Below are 17574 nucleotides of genomic sequence, written 5' to 3' on the forward strand. Positions count from 1 at the left end.
CTACCCTTCCGACATGCCGTAACCGGACATGCGCTGGCGGACCCGCTCGATCTCGGCACTCGACAGCAGCGGCGGCTCTCCGATCTGGAGACAGCCGTGATATTGCCGCGCGAGCGTCTCGACCTCGACGGCGAGCCACATCGCCTTGTCCAACGACTTGCCGATCGCGATCATGCCGTGATGGTCGAGCAGGCAGGCAAGCCGGCCCTCCAGCGCCCGAACGGCATGCTCGGACAGCTCGGCGGTTCCGAAGGTGGCATAGGGCGCGCAGCGGATGCTGTCGCCGCCGGCGGCTGCGATCATGTAGTGCACGGGCGGGATCTCCAGGCCCATGATCGCCAGGATGGTGCAATAGGTCGGATGGGCGTGGACGACAGCGTTGACGTCTGGCCGGGCCTTCAGGATGTCGAGGTGGAAGCGCCACTCGCTGGACGGCTTCTGATCGGGCGCGTGCGAGCCGTTCATCGTCATGAACACGATCTGGTCCGGCGTCATGGCGTCGTAGGGCACGCTCGTCGGGGTGACCAGAAGCCCGTCCACATGCCGGACGCTGATATTGCCCGAGGTGCCCTGGTTGATGCCGAGCGCATTCATGCGGCGGCAGGCGCCGATGATGGCCTGTCTCTTGTCGAGCTCGTCCGCTGTCATCGACATCTCGATTTCCTGACGATGGGCGCCTGTCAGACGGGGAGTACGTCAAGCAATATGGCAGCGCAAGAGAAAGCGGACCGGATCGCGCGCGATCCCGCCAGCCCCCTCATGGCATCATGAAATAAACATGAAAATCAACGGATTAACAGATTGTCGCAGCTCTACGGCAAGCTCGCCCGGACCGCCGCGATCCCGTTGATCACGAACTGCACCGAATAGGCCGCGAGCAGCATGCCGAGCACGCGCGACAGGACGGCGTTGCCGGTGCGCCCAAGGCTCCGCGCGATCATGTTCGCGGAGACAAAGCAGAGCATGCAGAGCAGGCACACGCAGAGCACGACCGCGATGATGATCGCGAGCCTCGGCCCGTAACCGGCATCGCCCGTCAGGAGCAGCGTGGTCGCGATCGCGCCGGGACCGGCCATCATCGGGATCGCCAGCGGGAATACCGCGACGTCGGAGGCATGCTCGGAGCTTGCCTTGTCGGCCTCGCGGGCCTCGCGATGCGGACGGTCGCCGAAGATCATCTGATAGGACACGCCGAACAGCAGCAGCCCGCCGGCGATCTGGAAGGCGGGGATGCCGATCCCGAGCTGGCGCAGCAGCCAGTTTCAGATCAGGGCGATCACCACCAGGACCGACGCCGCAATCAGCGGCGCGCGTAGCGCGATGGTGCGTTTGGTCCCGTCGGGCATGCCTCCGGTCGCGGCGAGGAAGGCTGGCACGAGACCAACGGGATCGACCACCAGCAGCAACGTGACGAAGGCGGACAGGGAGAAATCAATCATGGCGCCTCTTCCGGTCCGACGGACCAAGCACGTCGCAATAACAAAAGTTAGTTCAGGGTCGGGTCAAAAAGATCAACCAGCTCAATCGCGAAGCAACCATTCCGCAGGATTGCCGTTGCACTCGGCATCAACACACGAACAGAAGCAGCCGAGACAATTGCACGAGCCCCGTTCCAGAATTGATCCGCACGATCCCATTTCCTGCAGCCGCTGGGCGCTTCGATTAGGGACAAACGTCAGAGAACTCAAGGCCGCCATTCACCAATTCGGCAGCGCCGCGGACGCAGTCGCCTACGGCCTTCAGCAGTGGCGGCTCACCGCATCCCGAGGCCAGTGGCAAGCCCGCAGCGACGCGCCGCAGGTCGGCATCCTCTCGGATTCCATCGTTGCACGCGGCGAGCAGCTTGCCTCCGTCGCCTTGGTCTGCGTCAACGCCGTCGGCCTCGTCGCTGGCGCGGTGCCGCGGGTCCTGCCCGCGGCTCCCGAAGCAGATGTCGATGAGTATCTCGACGGCCTCCACGGCCTCTTCATCGGCGGTGGACAGACCAACGTCCATCCTTTCCGCTACGGACAAACAGCCGACGAACCGCACGACGGTCCGTTTGATGAATTCCGCGACGAGGTCGCGCTTCGCCTGATTCCGCGCGCGCTAGCGCGCGGCATTCCCGCCCTGTTCGTCTGCCGCGGAATCCAGGAGCTCAACGTCGCCTTTGGCGGCACGCTGGTGAAGGAGCCGGACGGTTTGCCGGAGGACAAACGCCACGGCACGCCCGAGGCGGACAATGAGGATGCCCGCTATCGGCTGCGGCAAAAAGTGACGCTGCGCAAGAGTGGCGTCTTGCAACAGATCTGCGGCGCAGATGCCATCACGGTCAATTCGCTGCACAGCTTCCTGATCGCCGATCTGGCACCGGGTCTGGTGGCGGAGGCCGTGGCCGAAGACGGCTCGGTCGAGGCCGTCAGCGTTGAAGACGCGAGCGCTTTTGCGCTCGGCACGATCTTTCATCCGGATTATTGGGCGAGCTCCGACCATGCGTCGGCCCGCATTCTCTCTGCCTTCGGAGACGCGGTTCGCCAGCATGCGAAGGCGCAAGGGGCAGCGTAGGTCATGCACCGTTACCGCTTCGGCATCGAGGAGGAATACTTTCTGGTCAACCGCCAATCGGCGGCACCGAAGTCCGAGCTGCCCAAACCCTATATGGCAGCGGCCCAGAAACGCCTCGGGGAGCGGCTGACCACCGAGATCCTGCAATCGCAGATCGAAGTGGCGACGCCGCCATTGGCGACTTCAGCCGATGCCATCGCCGAGCTTGCACACTACCGCGCGGTTCTGGCCGAGGTCGGCAAGGACCACGAGGTCGGCATCGTCGCGGCGGGGACGCATCCGTTGGCTCAACCCCAGCAACAGCGCATGACGCGCAAGCGCCGCTACAGCAAGGTCATCAACGACCTCGGGATGGTCGGCCTGGGCAATCCGATCAGCGGGCTGCACGTCCACGTCGAGGTGCCCGAGCCGGACCACCGGGTCGAGATCATGCACCGCCTCGTCCCGTTCCTGCCGCTGCTGCTGGCGCTGTCGACCTCGTCGCCGTTCTGGTGCGGCTACCCCACCGGATTGCTCGGCTACCGCAATGCCGCACACGACGCCCTGCCCCGGACCGGCTTTCCCGAGATGTTTCGCAACCTCGCAGAATATGAGACCTATGTGAGAACCCTGGTCGATGCAGGCATCGTCCCCAATGCCACCTATGTGTGGTGGGCGCTCCGGCCTTCGCTCCAACATCCCACCCTGGAGCTGCGCATCACCGATTGCTGCACGGCAATTGCCGACTCGGTGGCGATCGCGGCGCTGTTTCGCGCGCTGGTCAGGCACGCCGTGCACCATCCGGATCTGAACGCCACCTATTCGGCCGTGCACCGCGCATTGATCGAGGAGAACCGCTGGCGTGCCCAGCGCTACGGAACCGACGGGACGTATATCGATCTGGTTTCGTTCGAGCCGATCTCGTTCAGGACCTGGCTCGAGACGGTGATCGCCATGCTGGCGCCCGACATCGCGCATCTTCGCATCGAGGACGATATCCAGCATCTCAAGACCATCCCCAAGCGCGGCACGTCGGCCCATCTTCAACTGGAATATTTCCGGGGCTTGAGGAAATTCGGCCGATCGCCCCGGGACGCGATCGGCGACGTGACGAAATGGCTGCGGACCTCGACCGAGGCCGGCGACTTCACCGCGCAGGCGGGCGAGCCGAAAGGGACAGCGGTGCGGCAGCCTGTCGCCAATCCAGTGTGAGGCGTCGGATGCGACGAGGGCTGGTTGAGGAACGACCTTCCGCCGTCCGACTTAGCAGACCATGACCGCAAGGGACATGGTGGAGATCATCTATGAGCGACAGCGGAGTTAGCATGTTGCTGGGCCACGCCTCGACCCAGATGCTTTGGCTCTGGTTCATCGGCGCGTTCGTGCTCGGCGGCGCTCTCGTCTACGGCGTCATGAAGGCCGGTCACCTCCGTCGCAGCGAGCGCGCGCGCCTCGACCGCGCGACGGAAGCGCGACAGCGCCAGGACGATCCGTACAAGCGTCCGGGTTAATCCACACTGCGTTGCAGATTGGGAACCTTTGGCCGCGCAGAGTCTTGATCGCCCGAGGATAGAGGAAGGCGGGGCCTTCCCGTTCACCTCGACAGGAGGATTTATGGCCAAGAAAGCGAAGAAGCGCACAACCAAGAAATCGTCGACGGGCCGCGCCCGTCAGGCGCCAAAGATGTTGAGCGACCTATTCCTGGAAACGCTCAAGGACATCTATTTCGCCGAGAACAAGATCATCAAGACCTTGCCCAAGATGGCCAAGGCTGCCAACTCGAAGGAGCTCGCGGCGGCTTTCAACAAACATCTGCGCGAGACCCAGGGCCAGGTCAAACGTCTGGACCAGATCTTCAAGATGCTCGGCAAGCCGGCTCGCGGCAAGCCTTGCGAGGCGATCAACGGCATCACCGACGAAGGCGCCGAGATCATGAAGGAGTTCAAGAACGCTCCTGCGCTCGACGCCGGCCTGCTCGCAGCCGCGCAGGCGGTCGAGCATTACGAAATCTCCCGCTACGGGACGCTGCGCACCTGGGCCGAGGAGCTCGGCATGCAGGACGCCGCAAGGCTGCTGCAGGCGACGCTGGACGAGGAAGAGGCGACCGATCACACCCTGACCGAGCTCGCCACCTCCGTCATCAACCTCGAGGCGGAAGAGGAATACCGCCAAGCGGCCTGAGCCACACGTGGCGTGACGATAAAACGCCGCGGCCGGAAGGCCGCGGCGCATGTGTTTTCGGATCGCACGATCCGCATGGCACCTCCGCGCCGCCGGGCTGGAATTCTCGGGAACCGGCCCCATATTCAGCGTTCCCCACCGCCGAGCCCGCATCATGCAACCCAAAAATCCCCTCGACTGGATGCTGTCCGAAGCCCTGGACTCGCTGACCCGCGCCGAACGGCTGCGCCAGCAGTTTGGCCGCCAGGAAGCCTGCTGGGAGCCTCCCATCGACGTGCTCGAAACCGAGCATGAGCTCCTGATCCTGGTCGCGCTTCCCGGCGTCAATCCCGACAATGTCGAGACTGTCATCCATGACGGCGTGCTCGTCATCTCCGGCCAGCGCACCCTTCCGCCGGAGCTTCGCAACGCCCGCATTCACCGGCTCGAACTGCCGCAGGGGCGTTTTGAGCGCCGCATTGCATTGCCCGTTGGCCGCTACGCTATCAGCCGCTTCGTGATGGACGGCTGCGTCGCGCTGCGCCTCGCCAAATCCTGAGGTCGATCATGGCCACCGAACCAATGAATACCGCACCGACCAATCCCCAGAGCAATTCCGACGTGAAGATTCCCGAAGACGCGCTGATCATCATTCCCGTGCGCGAGATGGTGCTATTCCCCGGCGCCATCGCGCCGATCGCAATCGCGCGGCCGAAATCGGTCGCCGCCGCGCAACAGGCGCTGCGCGAGCAGCGGCCGGTCGGCATCGTCCTGCAACGCAGCCCCGAGACCGAGGAGCCCGGCCCGGACGACCTCTATCGGGTCGCGACCATCGCCAACATCGTGCGCTACATCACCGCGCCCGACGGGACCCATCACATTGTCTGCCAGGGCGTGCAGCGCGCGCGCATCCTCGACCTCCTGCCGGGGACGCCGTTCCCGGCCGCGCGGATCCAGCAGATTCCGGAGCCGACCACGAGCACGCCCGAGATTGAGGCCCGCGGGCTGAACCTGCAGCGCCAGGCCATCGAGGCGATCGAGCTGCTGCCGCAGGCGCCGCCGGAGCTGATCGCGATGTTCCAGGGCACCACCGCCCCCGGCGCGCTGGCGGACCTGGCGACCTCGTTCATGGACATCAAGCCGCAGGACAAGCAGGAGGTGCTGGAGACCATCGACCTTGCTCTGCGTGTCGAGAAGGTGTCGAAGCATCTGGCCGAACGGCTGGAGGTGCTGCGCATCAGCAACGAGATCGGCCAGCAGACCCGCGCCAGCTTCGACGAGCGGCAGCGCGAAGCGATCCTGCGCGAGCAGATGGCGACCATCCAGCGCCAGCTCGGCGAAGGTGACGGCAAAGCGGCCGAGGTCGCCGAGCTGACCGCTGCCATTGCCAAGGCCAACATGCCGCCCGAGGCGGACGCGCATGCGAAGAAGGAGCTGCGCCGTTACGAGCGCATGCCGGAGGCCGCTGGCGAAGCCGGCATGGTCCGCACTTACCTGGACTGGCTGATCGAGCTGCCGTGGGCGCTGCCCGCGGAGAAGCCGATCGACATCAAGGAAGCGCGCCGCATCCTCGACGCCGATCACTTCGGCCTGGAGAAGATCAAGAGCCGGATCATCGAATATCTGGCGGTGCGCAAGCTGGCGCCGCAGGGCAAGGCGCCGATCCTGTGCTTCGTCGGACCGCCCGGCGTCGGCAAGACCTCGCTCGGCCAATCCATCGCACGCGCGATGGATCGTCCCTTCGTGCGCGTCAGCCTCGGCGGCGTGCATGACGAGGCCGAGATCCGCGGCCACCGGCGCACCTATATCGGCGCGCTGCCCGGCAACATCATCCAGGGCATCAAGAAGGCCGGCACGCGGAACTGCGTCATGATGCTGGACGAGATCGACAAGATGGGTCGCGGCGTGCAGGGCGATCCTTCCGCCGCGATGCTGGAAGTGCTTGACCCCGAGCAGAACGGAACGTTCCGGGATAATTACCTGGGCGTGCCCTTCGACCTGTCGCGCGTGGTGTTCATCGCGACCGCCAACATGCTGGACCAGATCCCGGGTCCGCTGCTGGATCGCATGGAGCTGATCAGCCTCGCCGGCTACACCGAGGAAGAGAAGCTTGAGATCGCGAAGCGCTATCTGGTGCGGCGGCAGCTCGAGGCCAATGGCTTGACGCCGGAGCAAGCCGAGATCGAGCCGGAGGCGCTGAAGCTGGTGGTCAAGGGCTACACCCGGGAAGCCGGCGTGCGTAACCTCGAGCGCGAGATCGGAAAGCTGTTCCGCCATGCTGCCGTGCAGGTGGCCGAAGGCACCGCCGTAAGGGTCGTGGTGACGCCGAAGGATATCGGCACCGTGCTCGGCCAGCCGCGGTTCGAGGGCGAGATCGCGCAACGCACCAGCATCCCGGGCGTGGCCACCGGCCTGGCCTGGACGCCGGTCGGCGGCGACATCCTGTTCATCGAGGCCTCGCGCGTATCAGGCCGGGGCGGCATGATCCTGACCGGCCAGCTCGGCGAGGTCATGCGCGAGAGCGTGCAGGCTGCGATGACCCTGGTGAAGAGCAAGGCCACGCAGCTCGGCATCGATCCGCAGCTGTTCGAAAAGAGCGACATCCACGTTCACGTCCCGGCGGGCGCAACCCCGAAGGACGGGCCGAGCGCGGGCGTCGCAATGTTCACGGCGCTGACGTCCCTGCTCACCAATCGCACGGTGCGCAGCGACACCGCCATGACCGGCGAGATCTCGCTCCGCGGTCTGGTGCTGCCGGTCGGCGGCATCAAGGAGAAGGTGGTGGCGGCTGCGGCCGCGGGCCTGAAGCGGGTGATGCTGCCGGCGCGCAACAAGCGGGACTACGACGACATCCCGAAGAGCGCGCGGGACAACCTCGAATTCATCTGGCTGGAGCGCGTCGACGAGGCCATCGCCGCGGCGCTCGAGCCGGCCGAGGCCAAGGTCGAGGACAAGATCGAGGCCAAGGTCGAAGCGGCGGAGTGAATGCGACGAAAAAACTGCTGGAAAGAGCGAAGCGATCGCGGAAGGCGCAACGGCTGCGCCAGTTGCTCGATCGCGCCATCGACGGGTTTCGCGATGCGCTGGCGGCATCAGGACCGCGGCTTCAGCCGATCCCGGTCCGCGCGAAGCGCCGCAAGGGTTGAGCCCTCCGTCTCAAGTCCTCGCGGCAGCCCCAAACAAAAGGCCCCCTCGGTCGAGGGGGCCTTCGCGTTGTTAGCCCACTGCGTCCTTGGCAGCCTTGACCGGGCGGGCGCGGACGATCTTCCGGGCCGGCTTGGCCTTGAACATCATCTCTTCACCCGTGAACGGGTTGGTGCCCTTGCGCGCCTTGGTCGCGGGCTTCTTGATGACCACGAACTTGGCGAAGCCCGGCACCAGGAACAGGCCGTTCTTCTTGAGCTCCTTGTGACCGACGTCGGTCAGCGTCTCCATGACGCTCTTGACGTCACGCTTGGAAAGCTCGGTGGTGGTCGCGATCTTTTCGATCAGCTGCGATTTCGACATTTGGGTGGCCATCGTGTCTCCTCTGATTCGTTGACGGCTGCATATTAGACCAACCGGTGAAGGCCTATAGCCTTCTGCACAGTTTTGTCGGGGTTTTACGGGCTTTTTTGGCCCTCTGTGGCAAAAAACCCTGCTTTTTAGCCACTTCCGGAGCGGGAGAAGCCTCAGGCAGCGGATTTTACCTTGTTTCAAAGGCCCGCACGCAGCCTTGCTAAAGCTGATTCGATGCTTTCGACAAGCGACGACCGGCCTCTTTGTGAAAGGCCGGTCGCGATTCACCCTGGAAAATAAGACTAGACGCGCTCGATGATGACGGCCGGGGCCATGCCGCCGGCCGCGCACATGGTGACGAGACCGCGCTTCAAGTCGCGCCGTTCGAGCTCGTCGAGCACGGTGCCGATCAGGATCGAGCCGGTGGCGCCGATGGGATGGCCGAGTGCGATCGAGCCGCCATTGACGTTGACCCTGGCGCGGTCGAGCTTGAGGTCGCGGATGTATTTTTCCGCAACCACGGCAAAGGCCTCGTTGATCTCGAACAGGTCGATGTCGTCGATGGTCAGCCCCGCCTTGGCCAGCACCTTGCGCGTCGCCGGCACCGGCGCGTTCAGCATCAAGGTCGGCGAGTCCCCCATGTTGGCCATCGCGACCACGCGGGCGCGCGGCTTCAGGCCATGCGCCTTGGCATAAGCCGGCGACGCCAGAAGGATCGCAGCCGCGCCGTCGACCACGCCGGACGAGTTGCCGGCGTGGTGCATGAAGTCGATCTCGAGGTCGGGGTACTTCTGCAGGATCAGGCCGCGATAGGTCGTGCCCTTGTCGTCGAGCGCATGGTCGGCAACCGCCGGGAATGCAGGCTTCAACGCGCTCAGCCCTTCCATCGTGGTCTGCGGCCGCGGATATTCTTCATGGTCGAGCGCGAGGCTGCCGTCCTCGCGATGCACCGGCACAAGGCTCTTCTTGAAGTGGCCGTTCTCAATCGCATGCGCGGCACGCTTCTGGCTTTCGAGGCCGAGCGCGTCGACGTCCCTTCGCGTGATGCCTTCCAGCGTTGCGATCGCGTCGGCGCAGACGCCCTGATGCGACTGCGGATGCCGCGCACGCAGGCGCAGATTGCCGTTGTCCATCATCATCGGGCCGCCGCCGCGGCGTCCTTCCATCGACATCATCTCGCAGCCGCCGGCGACGACGAGATCTTCCGCGCCCGCCATGATCGAGCTTGCGGCCATGTTGACGCTGGTGATGCCGGAGCCACAGAAACGGTCGAGCGTCACGGCACTCGCGCGCACGTCGTAGCCGGCATCGAGCGCCGACATGCGGCCGAGATCGCCGCCTTGCGTTGCGACCTGCGCGCTGCAGCCCCAGATGATGTCGTCAACGTCAGCGGTGTCGATGCCGGTGCGCGTCGCGAGCGCGCGCAGCACGGTTGCTCCCAGCTGCTGCGGATGAATGCCCGAGAGCGCGCCCTTGCCGACCTTGCCGACGCCCCGTGGGGTCCGGCAGGCATCAATGATGAGTGCATCGGTCATTGGCGTTATCCTCTATTTTGAATTGTTGGAGGCGTTTTGAATCAAGGTGCGAAGGGAGTCAATGCGCGCTGGCGGAACCGCCTCACCCCACCCTCTCAGCGCAAGCCAAGCTCGTCGCGCCTCCGCAAGAACAGGGAGAGGGAGAGCAATCACACCCCCGCCGCGTTCTTCGCGATCACGTTGCGATAGAAGCTGGCGCTGAGTTTCGGCGTGCGCACCTGGGTGTCGAAATTGACGTGGTAGAGCCCAAAGCGCTTGTTAAGCCCGAACACCCATTCGAAGTTGTCCCTCAGGCTCCAGAGGAAATAGCCGCGCACCGGCACGCCTTCCGCGGTGGCGCGCTGGAGCTGGGCGAGGTAGTTGCGCAAATACATGATGCGATCGGTATCGTAGATCTTGCCGTCGGGCGTCACAACGTCTTCGCCGGAGGTGCCGTTCTCGCTGATATAGATCGCGTCCGTCTTCCAGATCTTCGCCGCCAGCTTCGGCACCCAGTAGATCGTCTCGGGGCCGACGCGCAGCCAGTCCGAATTCATGTGCGGGAACGATTTCGGGATCGGCAGCGGCATGAAGCCCGCGCCCTTGTCGGAGGCCACCACGTAGTTCTGCGGCGCGTAGATGTTGAGGCCGAGGAAATCGACCGGTGAGGAGATGATCTTCAGCTCCGCATCGGTATATTTCGGCGCGTCGCGCCCCGCGAACTTCAGGAAGGCGTCGGTGTACTGGCCCGTCATGATGACGTTGAGATAGCCGGCGTTCATCTCGCGCAGCGCGATCTCGGCAGCACGGACGTTCTCGGGCGTGTCGATCGCGGGCGCGCAGGCGTCGATGTTCTCGGCCGGCCCCACCCTGGTGCCGCGGCGGCCATGGGCGCGCACCGCCTGTACCGCGAGCCCGTGCGCGAGCGCGCTGTTGTGCCTGATCTGGTTGACCTCGGCTTGTGGCAGCGTCACGCCGGGCGCGTCGATGCCGATGCCGTAGCCGAAATGGACGAAGCGACCGCTCTCGTTCAGTGTGAACACGTTCTTGACGCGATCGGTCAGGTGCCCGGCGACATAGGCCGCGTAATCACCGAAGATCTTGCAGGTCTCCGTCGAGCGCCAGCCGCCAAACCGGTCCTGGAGCGATTGCGGCAGGTCCCAATGATAAAGCGTCAGCCACGGCTCGATGCCGTTCTTGAGGAGTTCGTCGACCAGGCGGTTGTAGAAGTCGAGCCCCTTCGGGTTGGGTTTGCCGTCGCCGTCCGGAAACAGCCGCGGCCAGGCCACCGAGAAGCGATAGGCCTTGCAGCCGAGTTCCCTGATGAGCGCAATGTCCTCCTTGTAGCGGTGATAGTGCTCGTTGGCGCGGTCGCCGGTCGAGCCATCCTCGATCTTGCCGGGGATGCGGACGAACTTGTCCCAGATCGAGGCCCCTCGCCCGTCCTCGTTGACCGCGCCCTCGACCTGATAGGACGAGGTCGCGGTGCCCCAGACGAAGCCCGCCGGAAAGCCGTCCCCGCTCCGTGGCGGCGATGCGGGCTTGGCGTCCGCCCCTCCGAGAGGATTGGCGATGCCGGCTGCGGACAATCCCGCCAGCGTGGCGAACTGGCGACGCGAGACCTTGTCCGACATTGATAGTGCTCCGGGGTGATGCTCTGGCGGCGGCACCATGGCGAATCGCCGGTCGTTTGAGAAGCGGGCGAGCGGAAGGCTGAGGATGCAGAATTGCCGAATGCGAACAAAGTTGTCCGAAAGGGGCCACGGCGATCGTCAGCCAAGCTTATCCCAAAGCCGAAATACCAGCCCCACCGTCGTTCGAATTACCAGCCCAATCCGGCGAGGAAGCTGTCGGTTCCCCCCAGACGCGCCCGCATGCTTACAGAATGCCGTAAACCGCTCGGAAATTAGGACCAAAGTTCGCAAATATGGCGTATGGTGCACCATCGCCGCTCCGCTCTGGGCGATTGTCTGTCTGCACCGGTCAAGCAAGAGAACCACTGACTTAGGACGCGGTTTGACCGCATGAGACTGTGGTAACCTCTTCCGCTGAGCAAGCGCCTGCCCTGTCAGGGATACAACGACCGGCCCCACGCCAGAGCCACTGTGAATTCGAGGTAGATCTATGTCGTATGCCTACAAGCTGAATGAAGACGTTCGCCACCAGCCCCAAGGCCCACAAGGACGCGCCGCAACTGAGCCACCGATGATTTACACGATCGTCCAGCATATGCCCATCGAGGCCGATGGACGTCTCCGATATCGCATCAAGTGTAAGTCGGAGAAAATCGAGCGAGTCGTGACGGAAGATCAGCTTTCGTATTCGCAGTGAACTGCTCGATGACGGCGGCTCCCTCGCTCAGCGCGAGCGCTTCGGCAATTTTGGCAGCTTGTCGGGATTGAACGGCGGTATCTGCCGGGTTCGTTCTGGCGCGGGCGCCTGCTGTTCCGTTAGGATCAGCGTACCCTGAAGGATCATTCCCGGCGCTTGCGCTGCCGTCGCCGTGTAGGTCGCGACCTTGCCCGGGCAGTTTCCCTCGATGTCCAGCGTGAGCTCATCGTCGACACCGAACACCGTTGCGCGTCCGTCGGTATGGCGCTTCGTCGACACGGTGGCGGTGAAGCGATCGCCGTCGACCTTGCAAGAGCCGTGATAGGTCATCAGGCTGTCGCAGCCCCAGATCTGTCCGTCTGCGATATGGACGATCCCGGTCCCCTGATCGAGGGGCGTCTTGTACCAGGCGGCGTAGGTGCCGTCCTTCAACATGGGAGCAGTCTCCCGGTATTCCCTCGCGCATCATCGACACGATCAGCGCTAACAAAGCGTTACTCGCGCGGCCCATGCCAATCGGGGCTATCCCTGCGCAGCTCGGCTTCCAGGTCTTCAATGATGCTGTGAAGCAGACACGCGGCAAGTGGATCGGTCACTTCGCGCTCCAACCGCCGGTAACGCGCGATCTGGAATTCCTGCTCTCTCAACTGGTGCTCTGTCATCGGACGGGCCCTCCGACAGATCGACGCCGAGACAGCCAAGTCGTTTCGTTACAATTTTAGGATCATTCGCTATGGTTTCCGATCGGTAAAAACAGCGCGACGCCAAGCTTCGCCGGCGCGCGGGATCATCGGAGGTTTCGAAAGGTCGATACGCCGACATGCGCCGCTGTTACGGCACGTCACCGCTTCTCCGGTTCTCACCGATGCTGTGCGGCTTGTTGAGGAAGAACTCCCGGTTGCCGAGAGCCGCCTCCGCGTACTGGTCGATCGCGACCTGGATGGCCTCGATGTGCATGCGGCACCAGCCCTCGAGGCAGGACAGGCGCCGCGCATGATGGAGCGCCTTCAGAAATTCCGGCGGCTCCTGCATGTCGGAGAAGTAGGTCGGCCTCTCCCCCTTCATGCTCGTGCCATCTCTCGCGGCGGAACAAGACGGCGCTTCTCGACACCGACGCGCGACGGCATCGGCCGACGGCGGGGAACGAAGAGGCTGGCGACGACGATCGGGTCGGAATCTCCGAGCGCGGCCCGCTCCTGAACGAGCCCGCTCATCACCGTGCGCATCTTCATGACTTCGCCTGCGACGAAGCTGCAGTCCTCGTCCCTGTTGATCTGCTCATGCATGATGGCCTCGGCTTCGCGCATGCTGACGCGCAACGCCCTGATGATCCTGCGGATTTCGTTAATGCGGTTGTCCATGGCTCGCTCCCTTGGCTGGACGAGCAGCATAAGAACAAAACATGAACAATGAGTCAATCGGCTTGAGGTAGAACAGAGCCGGCGTGACACGCCGTTTCGCGCGGTGCCACCCCGCGTCGGCCCCCGGGCTTACCGAGCCAAGATCAGAACGTCACCCGCATCCCCGCATAGAAGGCGCGCGGTCTTGCCGGGCTAAGCGAGCGCGGGTCGGTGAACTCGGCGGCGCCATTGGTGAAGTTGGGGACGGCTGTGCGGTCGAAGAACTGTCCATAGGTCGCGTAGCGCCTGTCGAAGATGTTGTCGATCTTGCCGTAGAGCTGGACGTTCTTGGTCACCTGGTAGGACGTGTGCAGGTTGAACACGGTGTAGGACGGCAGCTTCGCATATTGGTTGGACTCGTCGCCGACCAGATATTGGCTGGAGACGAACAGCGCGTTGCCGCCGACTTTCCAGACGTCGGTGACGGCATAGTCGATGCCGACCTTGACGCGATGGCGCGGGATCGCCGGGAGCTGGTTGCCGGGCAGCACCTGAATGGTCTCGGTGACAGTATCCCTGAACGGGCTCTCGGAACCGAGCGCGAAAGCGTCGAGATAGCGTGCGTCGACGAACGCGTAGCTCGCCTGAAACTGAATCGTGGGCGACTTGATGTTGATCTCGGCTTCGAGCCCCTGACGCCTGGTACGGCCGACATTGGAGAAATAACCGAAGCCGGTGCGGCCGACTGCGGGAACGGCGACGATGTCGTCGTAATTGGTGGCGCGGAAGCCGCCGATCTTCCAGCCGAGCGTGCCGATGTTCAGGTCCCTGCTGCCGCGCAGGCCCGCTTCCACGGTCTTGGACACCACCTGCTTCAATGGCGGATCGGAGACGAGAAACGCGGCAATGAGACAGGGACGAGCTGGATCGGAGCAGCCTAGCTCCAGCGGAGTCGGAACGCGGTTGGCCTCTGAATAGCCGGCATAGGCCGTCAGCTCCGGCGTGATCTTGTAGGTGCCGCCTATCACCGGATTGAACCGGGTGAAGGTGTGATCGCCGTTGAGATCGGTCCCGAGCTGATCCTCCAGCGTGATGCGCGCCACGTTGAAACGGCCGCCGCCGGTGACGGCGAAGGCGTCCGTGATATTGAACGTGTCCATCGCGTAGAGGCCGTTATATTGATTGACGGTCCGCAGCGAGACAGGGCCGGCAACGGTATCAGGTACGCCGGTCGGCCCCAGGAACAGGCCGGCGCCGCTGACGACGTAATTTTCTCCGATCGTGCCGATTTCGGCGGTGGCGTTATAGCGCGTGACACTGGCGTCATAGGTCGCGCCCATCACGAAGCGGTTGTCGTGGCCGAACAATTGATCGGTGTTGGTGGCCTGCCCCGACACGCCGAAGGTGGTCGAGCGTATCGAGCTGCGGTCGATCTCGCCGAGGATGGTCCCGGACGCGAAAGGATTGGCGAGCGGCAGACCGTTCACACCGTTTGCCGGTGTGGCGCCGTCGCCGAAGCAAAGAAGGCCGGTGAGCCCCGGATCAGTGCATTCCTGCGCGTCGGTCGGATTGCCGTCCACGAGCTTCTGCTCGTAGCGGCGCACATGAGCGGTGCCTTCGAGCGTCCAGGTCGGCGTCGCATCGACTTTGCCCGTCAGATTGAGATAGCCGACGCGATTGGAGGTGGTCTGCGGTGACGTGTAGGTCGCGCCCCAATATATGTCGAGCAGCTCGGCCGGAACGGTGGCGCTGGCGCCGAAATCGTTCTTGGCGACGCCCATGTTGGCGTGGAATTCGCTGTCGCCGGCCTTGTAGCCGACGTCGCTGTAGAAGCGCCGCACATCCGATTGGGAGAAATTGCGGAAGCCGTTGTCGTGCAGGCCTTCGAGCGCGGCATAGACGCCGTAGTTCTTGTCGACCGTCTTGCCCCATTGCGCCGAGCCCTGGATGCGGCCGAACGAGCCGCCCATGAGATCAAGCTCCGCGCCCTGATAGGTGAAACCGTCCTTCATTTGCAAATTGATCGCGCCGCCCAGCGCGTTGAGGCCGAAGGCGGGATTGTTGGTCACGAGCGTCACCGACCGGATCGCCGCGGTCGGGATCAGGTCCCAGTTGACGGCGTCTGAGAAGGCTTCGTTGATGCGAACGCCGTTCTGATACACGGCGAGGCCTTGCGGCGTGCCCGTCACGGGCGAGGCAACGAAGCCGCGGAATTCGACATCCGGCTGAAACGGATTGCCGGTGACCTCGCTGATGTTGACGCCAGCGATGTTGTCGCGAAGCGCGTCGGTGATGTTCAGCGAGCCGGTGCGCCTGATCTGGCCGGCGTCGACGGCGTTGATCGCCGACGGGACCTTGTCGACGTCAAGACCTCTGCCGGTACCCGGCGCGGTCGGATAGACGTAAAGGCGCGTCTTGGGGCTGGCGGATGACGGCGCGCCGATGTGCGCAACCGGACGCGATGACGCGGTGCGCCGCGCCGTTGACGGCGGCGGCGCCGTCACCTCGACCGGCGGCAGGTTCTGGACGTTGGTCTCTTCATCCTGCGCGGCTCCCGCGGGGACCGCGAAGACGGAGACCACCCCGGCAGAAACCGAGGCCATCAACAAACAACGCTTGAACCCAAGAGGCTCGAACCCAAAACGCTTGAACCGAACACGATCGCCCATCCCAGCCTTCCCATCCGTCACCGCCGGCTGTTTTGATTTTCGCCGGTTGGTCGAAACGAGTGTAATCGGCGGCGATGCGTGCGCCAGCCACAAAAGGTCGGGGCATATCCGCACCCATTTTCCCGACCAAATCGGGAATTTTTCCCGACGCGATCAGGCCGCCGCCGTCGGAACCAGTGCTTCGACGGTCAGACCGCCATCACCGGACACGACGTTGAGCGTGCCGCCCAGCGCCAGGATTCGCTCGCGCATGCCGACGAGCCCGAAGCCGAGCTTCTGGCCCGGCTCCATGCCACGGCCATTGTCGCTGACCCGCACCCGGGCGCAGCCGCGGCCGTCGCTTGCCGCCTGCTCCACCGGCTCGATGACGACATTGACCGAGGTCGCGCCGGCGTGGCGGAACACGTTGGTGAGCGCCTCCTGTACGATGCGGTAGATGGTGAGGTCGGCGGTCTCGCCCGTGACGCCAAGCGCCGGCGAGATCACGGTCTCGATGGCGACATCGGGATGCGACTCCCGCCACAGCCGCGACAGCGATTCCAGCGCCTGGCGCAGGCCGAGCTCGGCCAGGCCGACGGGCCGGAGGCGCTCCAGCACGCGGCGGTTGAACTGCTGCAGCGCGTTGATCTGCTCCAGCATGGCGCTGCCGTGTTTTCGCACGGCCTCCGCGCTCGGCGCGCGCCCGTCCGCCTGCTTCGCCAGCGCGCTGGCATGCGCGCGCAGCGAGAACAGGTATGGCCCGAACTCGTCATGCAGCTCGCGCGCGATCTCCTTGCGCTCGACATCCTGGAGCGACACCGTGCGCTCGGCGAGGCGCCGCTTGTCCTCAATGGCGTCACTGAGCGTCGCCGCAAGATGGTTGAGCTTGGTGCAGATCGCGGCCAGTTCCGGCGCGCCGCCCGGCGCGACGCGCGCCTGATAGCGACCGTCTTCAAGCTCGGCCATCACATCCGCCAGGGACTGGAGCGGCGCCAGTGCCCGGCCGACCACATTCATCATCACCAGGAACAGCGCCAGCGCGATCACCGAGCCGACCTCGAGCTGGGTCACGATGGCGTCCCAGATCTCGGCGATCTCGTCATCGGGATGGGAGGTGATAAGCAGCGAACCCGGCTTGCCATGGATGGAGACGGGTACGCTCACCGCGGTCTGCTCGGGATGCACCAGGCTGACGAACCAGGCCGGCGGCGCGCGGGTGTCGTCATCGGCGTCGGTCCGCGGCTGCGTCAGCGGACGACCGGCTTCGTCCCGGAGCGCGATGCTGACATGGCGCAGGCGGCTGAGGTCGCGTGCGATCTGATTCAGCCTCGCATCCGGATCGGGCGCCTCGTTGAGATCCGCAACGATCATTTCGATGAATTCGCGCGCGAGCCGGATCACGCTCTGGTCCTCGGCCTGCACGCGCGGCCCGGCTTCCGCAACCTGGCGGCCGATATTGACGGCGAGCCCCAGCGCCAGCAGCAGCGCCAGCAGCAGGTTGATGCGCCCGCGCAAGGATAGATTTTGCCACATTGGTCTCGCCCGTGCCCCCGCGAAGGA

The 17574-nt window shown here is 64.4% G+C and carries 17 protein-coding genes and 1 pseudogene; 7 read left to right on the forward strand and 11 right to left on the reverse strand.

Going from position 1 to position 17574, the window contains the following annotated elements:
* Positions 1-654: an L-fuculose-phosphate aldolase gene (locus AC0L3S_RS24580; RefSeq protein ID WP_473264918.1), complete on the reverse strand. Its 654-nt coding sequence runs from the start codon at positions 652-654 to the stop codon at positions 1-3.
* Between the two features lie 158 nt (positions 655-812).
* Positions 813-1439: pseudogene (locus tag AC0L3S_RS24585) on the reverse strand (MarC family protein).
* Positions 1440-1596: 157 nt separating this feature from the next.
* On the opposite strand from AC0L3S_RS24585, the gene AC0L3S_RS24590 reads away from it, so the two are divergent.
* The 7 genes from AC0L3S_RS24590 (at position 1597) to AC0L3S_RS24620 (ending at position 7829) form a co-directional block, all read left to right on the forward strand.
* Entirely contained in the window at positions 1597-2544 is a 948-nt protein-coding gene (locus AC0L3S_RS24590) for a gamma-glutamyl-gamma-aminobutyrate hydrolase family protein (protein ID WP_473281828.1), read from the forward strand.
* 3 nt (positions 2545-2547) lie between these two features.
* Entirely contained in the window at positions 2548-3735 is a 1188-nt protein-coding gene (locus AC0L3S_RS24595; RefSeq protein ID WP_473281830.1) for a carboxylate-amine ligase, read from the forward strand.
* Between the two features lie 92 nt (positions 3736-3827).
* A complete protein-coding gene (locus AC0L3S_RS24600) occupies positions 3828-4034 on the forward strand; it encodes a hypothetical protein (RefSeq protein ID WP_027519345.1) in 207 nt (68 codons plus the stop codon).
* 103 nt (positions 4035-4137) lie between these two features.
* Positions 4138-4704: a YciE/YciF ferroxidase family protein gene (locus AC0L3S_RS24605; RefSeq protein ID WP_007612902.1), complete on the forward strand. Its 567-nt coding sequence runs from the start codon at positions 4138-4140 to the stop codon at positions 4702-4704.
* Positions 4705-4858: 154 nt separating this feature from the next.
* A complete protein-coding gene (locus AC0L3S_RS24610; RefSeq protein ID WP_007601432.1) occupies positions 4859-5242 on the forward strand; it encodes an Hsp20/alpha crystallin family protein in 384 nt (127 codons plus the stop codon).
* An 8-nt stretch (positions 5243-5250) separates the two neighbouring features.
* On the forward strand, positions 5251-7668 hold the full coding sequence (lon, locus tag AC0L3S_RS24615) for an endopeptidase La (protein WP_473281832.1): 2418 nt from the start codon (positions 5251-5253) through the stop codon (positions 7666-7668).
* Entirely contained in the window at positions 7665-7829 is a 165-nt protein-coding gene (locus AC0L3S_RS24620) for a hypothetical protein (RefSeq protein ID WP_473281834.1), read from the forward strand. Before lon ends, AC0L3S_RS24620 begins: the two co-directional genes overlap by 4 nt.
* A 70-nt stretch (positions 7830-7899) precedes the next feature.
* Here AC0L3S_RS24620 and AC0L3S_RS24625 read toward each other — a convergent pair whose 3' ends face one another.
* The 9 genes from AC0L3S_RS24625 to AC0L3S_RS24665 all read right to left on the reverse strand — a co-directional run bounded on the left by AC0L3S_RS24625 (position 7900) and on the right by AC0L3S_RS24665 (position 17547).
* A complete protein-coding gene (locus AC0L3S_RS24625) occupies positions 7900-8202 on the reverse strand; it encodes an HU family DNA-binding protein (RefSeq protein WP_007601427.1) in 303 nt (100 codons plus the stop codon).
* Between the two features lie 281 nt (positions 8203-8483).
* Entirely contained in the window at positions 8484-9716 is a 1233-nt protein-coding gene (locus AC0L3S_RS24630; protein ID WP_473281836.1) for an acetyl-CoA C-acetyltransferase, read from the reverse strand.
* A 149-nt stretch (positions 9717-9865) separates the two neighbouring features.
* Positions 9866-11329: a GH1 family beta-glucosidase gene (locus AC0L3S_RS24635; protein ID WP_473281838.1), complete on the reverse strand. Its 1464-nt coding sequence runs from the start codon at positions 11327-11329 to the stop codon at positions 9866-9868.
* A gap of 724 nt (positions 11330-12053) precedes the next feature.
* Positions 12054-12461, reverse strand: coding sequence for a hypothetical protein (locus AC0L3S_RS24640; RefSeq protein WP_473264925.1), 408 nt, complete (start codon positions 12459-12461; stop codon positions 12054-12056).
* A gap of 59 nt (positions 12462-12520) precedes the next feature.
* On the reverse strand, positions 12521-12688 hold the full coding sequence (locus AC0L3S_RS24645) for a hypothetical protein (RefSeq protein ID WP_473281840.1): 168 nt from the start codon (positions 12686-12688) through the stop codon (positions 12521-12523).
* Between the two features lie 169 nt (positions 12689-12857).
* A complete protein-coding gene (locus AC0L3S_RS24650) occupies positions 12858-13091 on the reverse strand; it encodes a hypothetical protein (RefSeq protein ID WP_007601418.1) in 234 nt (77 codons plus the stop codon).
* On the reverse strand, positions 13088-13387 hold the full coding sequence (locus tag AC0L3S_RS24655) for a hypothetical protein (RefSeq protein WP_473281842.1): 300 nt from the start codon (positions 13385-13387) through the stop codon (positions 13088-13090). The genes AC0L3S_RS24650 and AC0L3S_RS24655 overlap by 4 nt, the downstream gene beginning before the upstream one ends.
* 143 nt (positions 13388-13530) lie before the next feature.
* A complete protein-coding gene (locus AC0L3S_RS24660) occupies positions 13531-16035 on the reverse strand; it encodes a TonB-dependent receptor (protein ID WP_473281844.1) in 2505 nt (834 codons plus the stop codon).
* Positions 16036-16188: 153 nt separating this feature from the next.
* Positions 16189-17547: a histidine kinase gene (locus tag AC0L3S_RS24665; RefSeq protein WP_473281846.1), complete on the reverse strand. Its 1359-nt coding sequence runs from the start codon at positions 17545-17547 to the stop codon at positions 16189-16191.
* Positions 17548-17574: the final 27 nt, after the last annotated feature.

The sequence above is a fragment of the Bradyrhizobium sp. Ken01 genome, from assembly GCF_055807355.1.

Excerpts from the sequence above, each read along its gene's own strand:
- AC0L3S_RS24610 (WP_007601432.1), top strand. The coding sequence starts at position 4,859 with ATGCAACCCAAAAATCCCCTCGACTGGATGCTGTCCGAAGCCCTGGAC.
- AC0L3S_RS24580 (WP_473264918.1), bottom strand. The coding sequence starts at position 654 with ATGTCGATGACAGCGGACGAGCTCGACAAGAGACAGGCCATCATCGGC.
- AC0L3S_RS24625 (WP_007601427.1), bottom strand. The coding sequence starts at position 8,202 with ATGGCCACCCAAATGTCGAAATCGCAGCTGATCGAAAAGATCGCGACC.
- AC0L3S_RS24660 (WP_473281844.1), bottom strand. The coding sequence starts at position 16,035 with ATGGGCGATCGTGTTCGGTTCAAGCGTTTTGGGTTCGAGCCTCTTGGG.
- AC0L3S_RS24595 (WP_473281830.1), top strand. The coding sequence starts at position 2,548 with ATGCACCGTTACCGCTTCGGCATCGAGGAGGAATACTTTCTGGTCAAC.
- lon (WP_473281832.1), top strand. The coding sequence starts at position 5,251 with ATGGCCACCGAACCAATGAATACCGCACCGACCAATCCCCAGAGCAAT.
- AC0L3S_RS24630 (WP_473281836.1), bottom strand. The coding sequence starts at position 9,716 with ATGACCGATGCACTCATCATTGATGCCTGCCGGACCCCACGGGGCGTC.
- AC0L3S_RS24650 (WP_007601418.1), bottom strand. The coding sequence starts at position 13,091 with ATGAAGGGGGAGAGGCCGACCTACTTCTCCGACATGCAGGAGCCGCCG.
- AC0L3S_RS24635 (WP_473281838.1), bottom strand. The coding sequence starts at position 11,329 with ATGTCGGACAAGGTCTCGCGTCGCCAGTTCGCCACGCTGGCGGGATTG.
- AC0L3S_RS24655 (WP_473281842.1), bottom strand. The coding sequence starts at position 13,387 with ATGGACAACCGCATTAACGAAATCCGCAGGATCATCAGGGCGTTGCGC.
- AC0L3S_RS24645 (WP_473281840.1), bottom strand. The coding sequence starts at position 12,688 with ATGACAGAGCACCAGTTGAGAGAGCAGGAATTCCAGATCGCGCGTTAC.
- AC0L3S_RS24600 (WP_027519345.1), top strand. The coding sequence starts at position 3,828 with ATGAGCGACAGCGGAGTTAGCATGTTGCTGGGCCACGCCTCGACCCAG.
- AC0L3S_RS24665 (WP_473281846.1), bottom strand. The coding sequence starts at position 17,547 with ATGTGGCAAAATCTATCCTTGCGCGGGCGCATCAACCTGCTGCTGGCG.
- AC0L3S_RS24605 (WP_007612902.1), top strand. The coding sequence starts at position 4,138 with ATGGCCAAGAAAGCGAAGAAGCGCACAACCAAGAAATCGTCGACGGGC.
- AC0L3S_RS24640 (WP_473264925.1), bottom strand. The coding sequence starts at position 12,461 with ATGTTGAAGGACGGCACCTACGCCGCCTGGTACAAGACGCCCCTCGAT.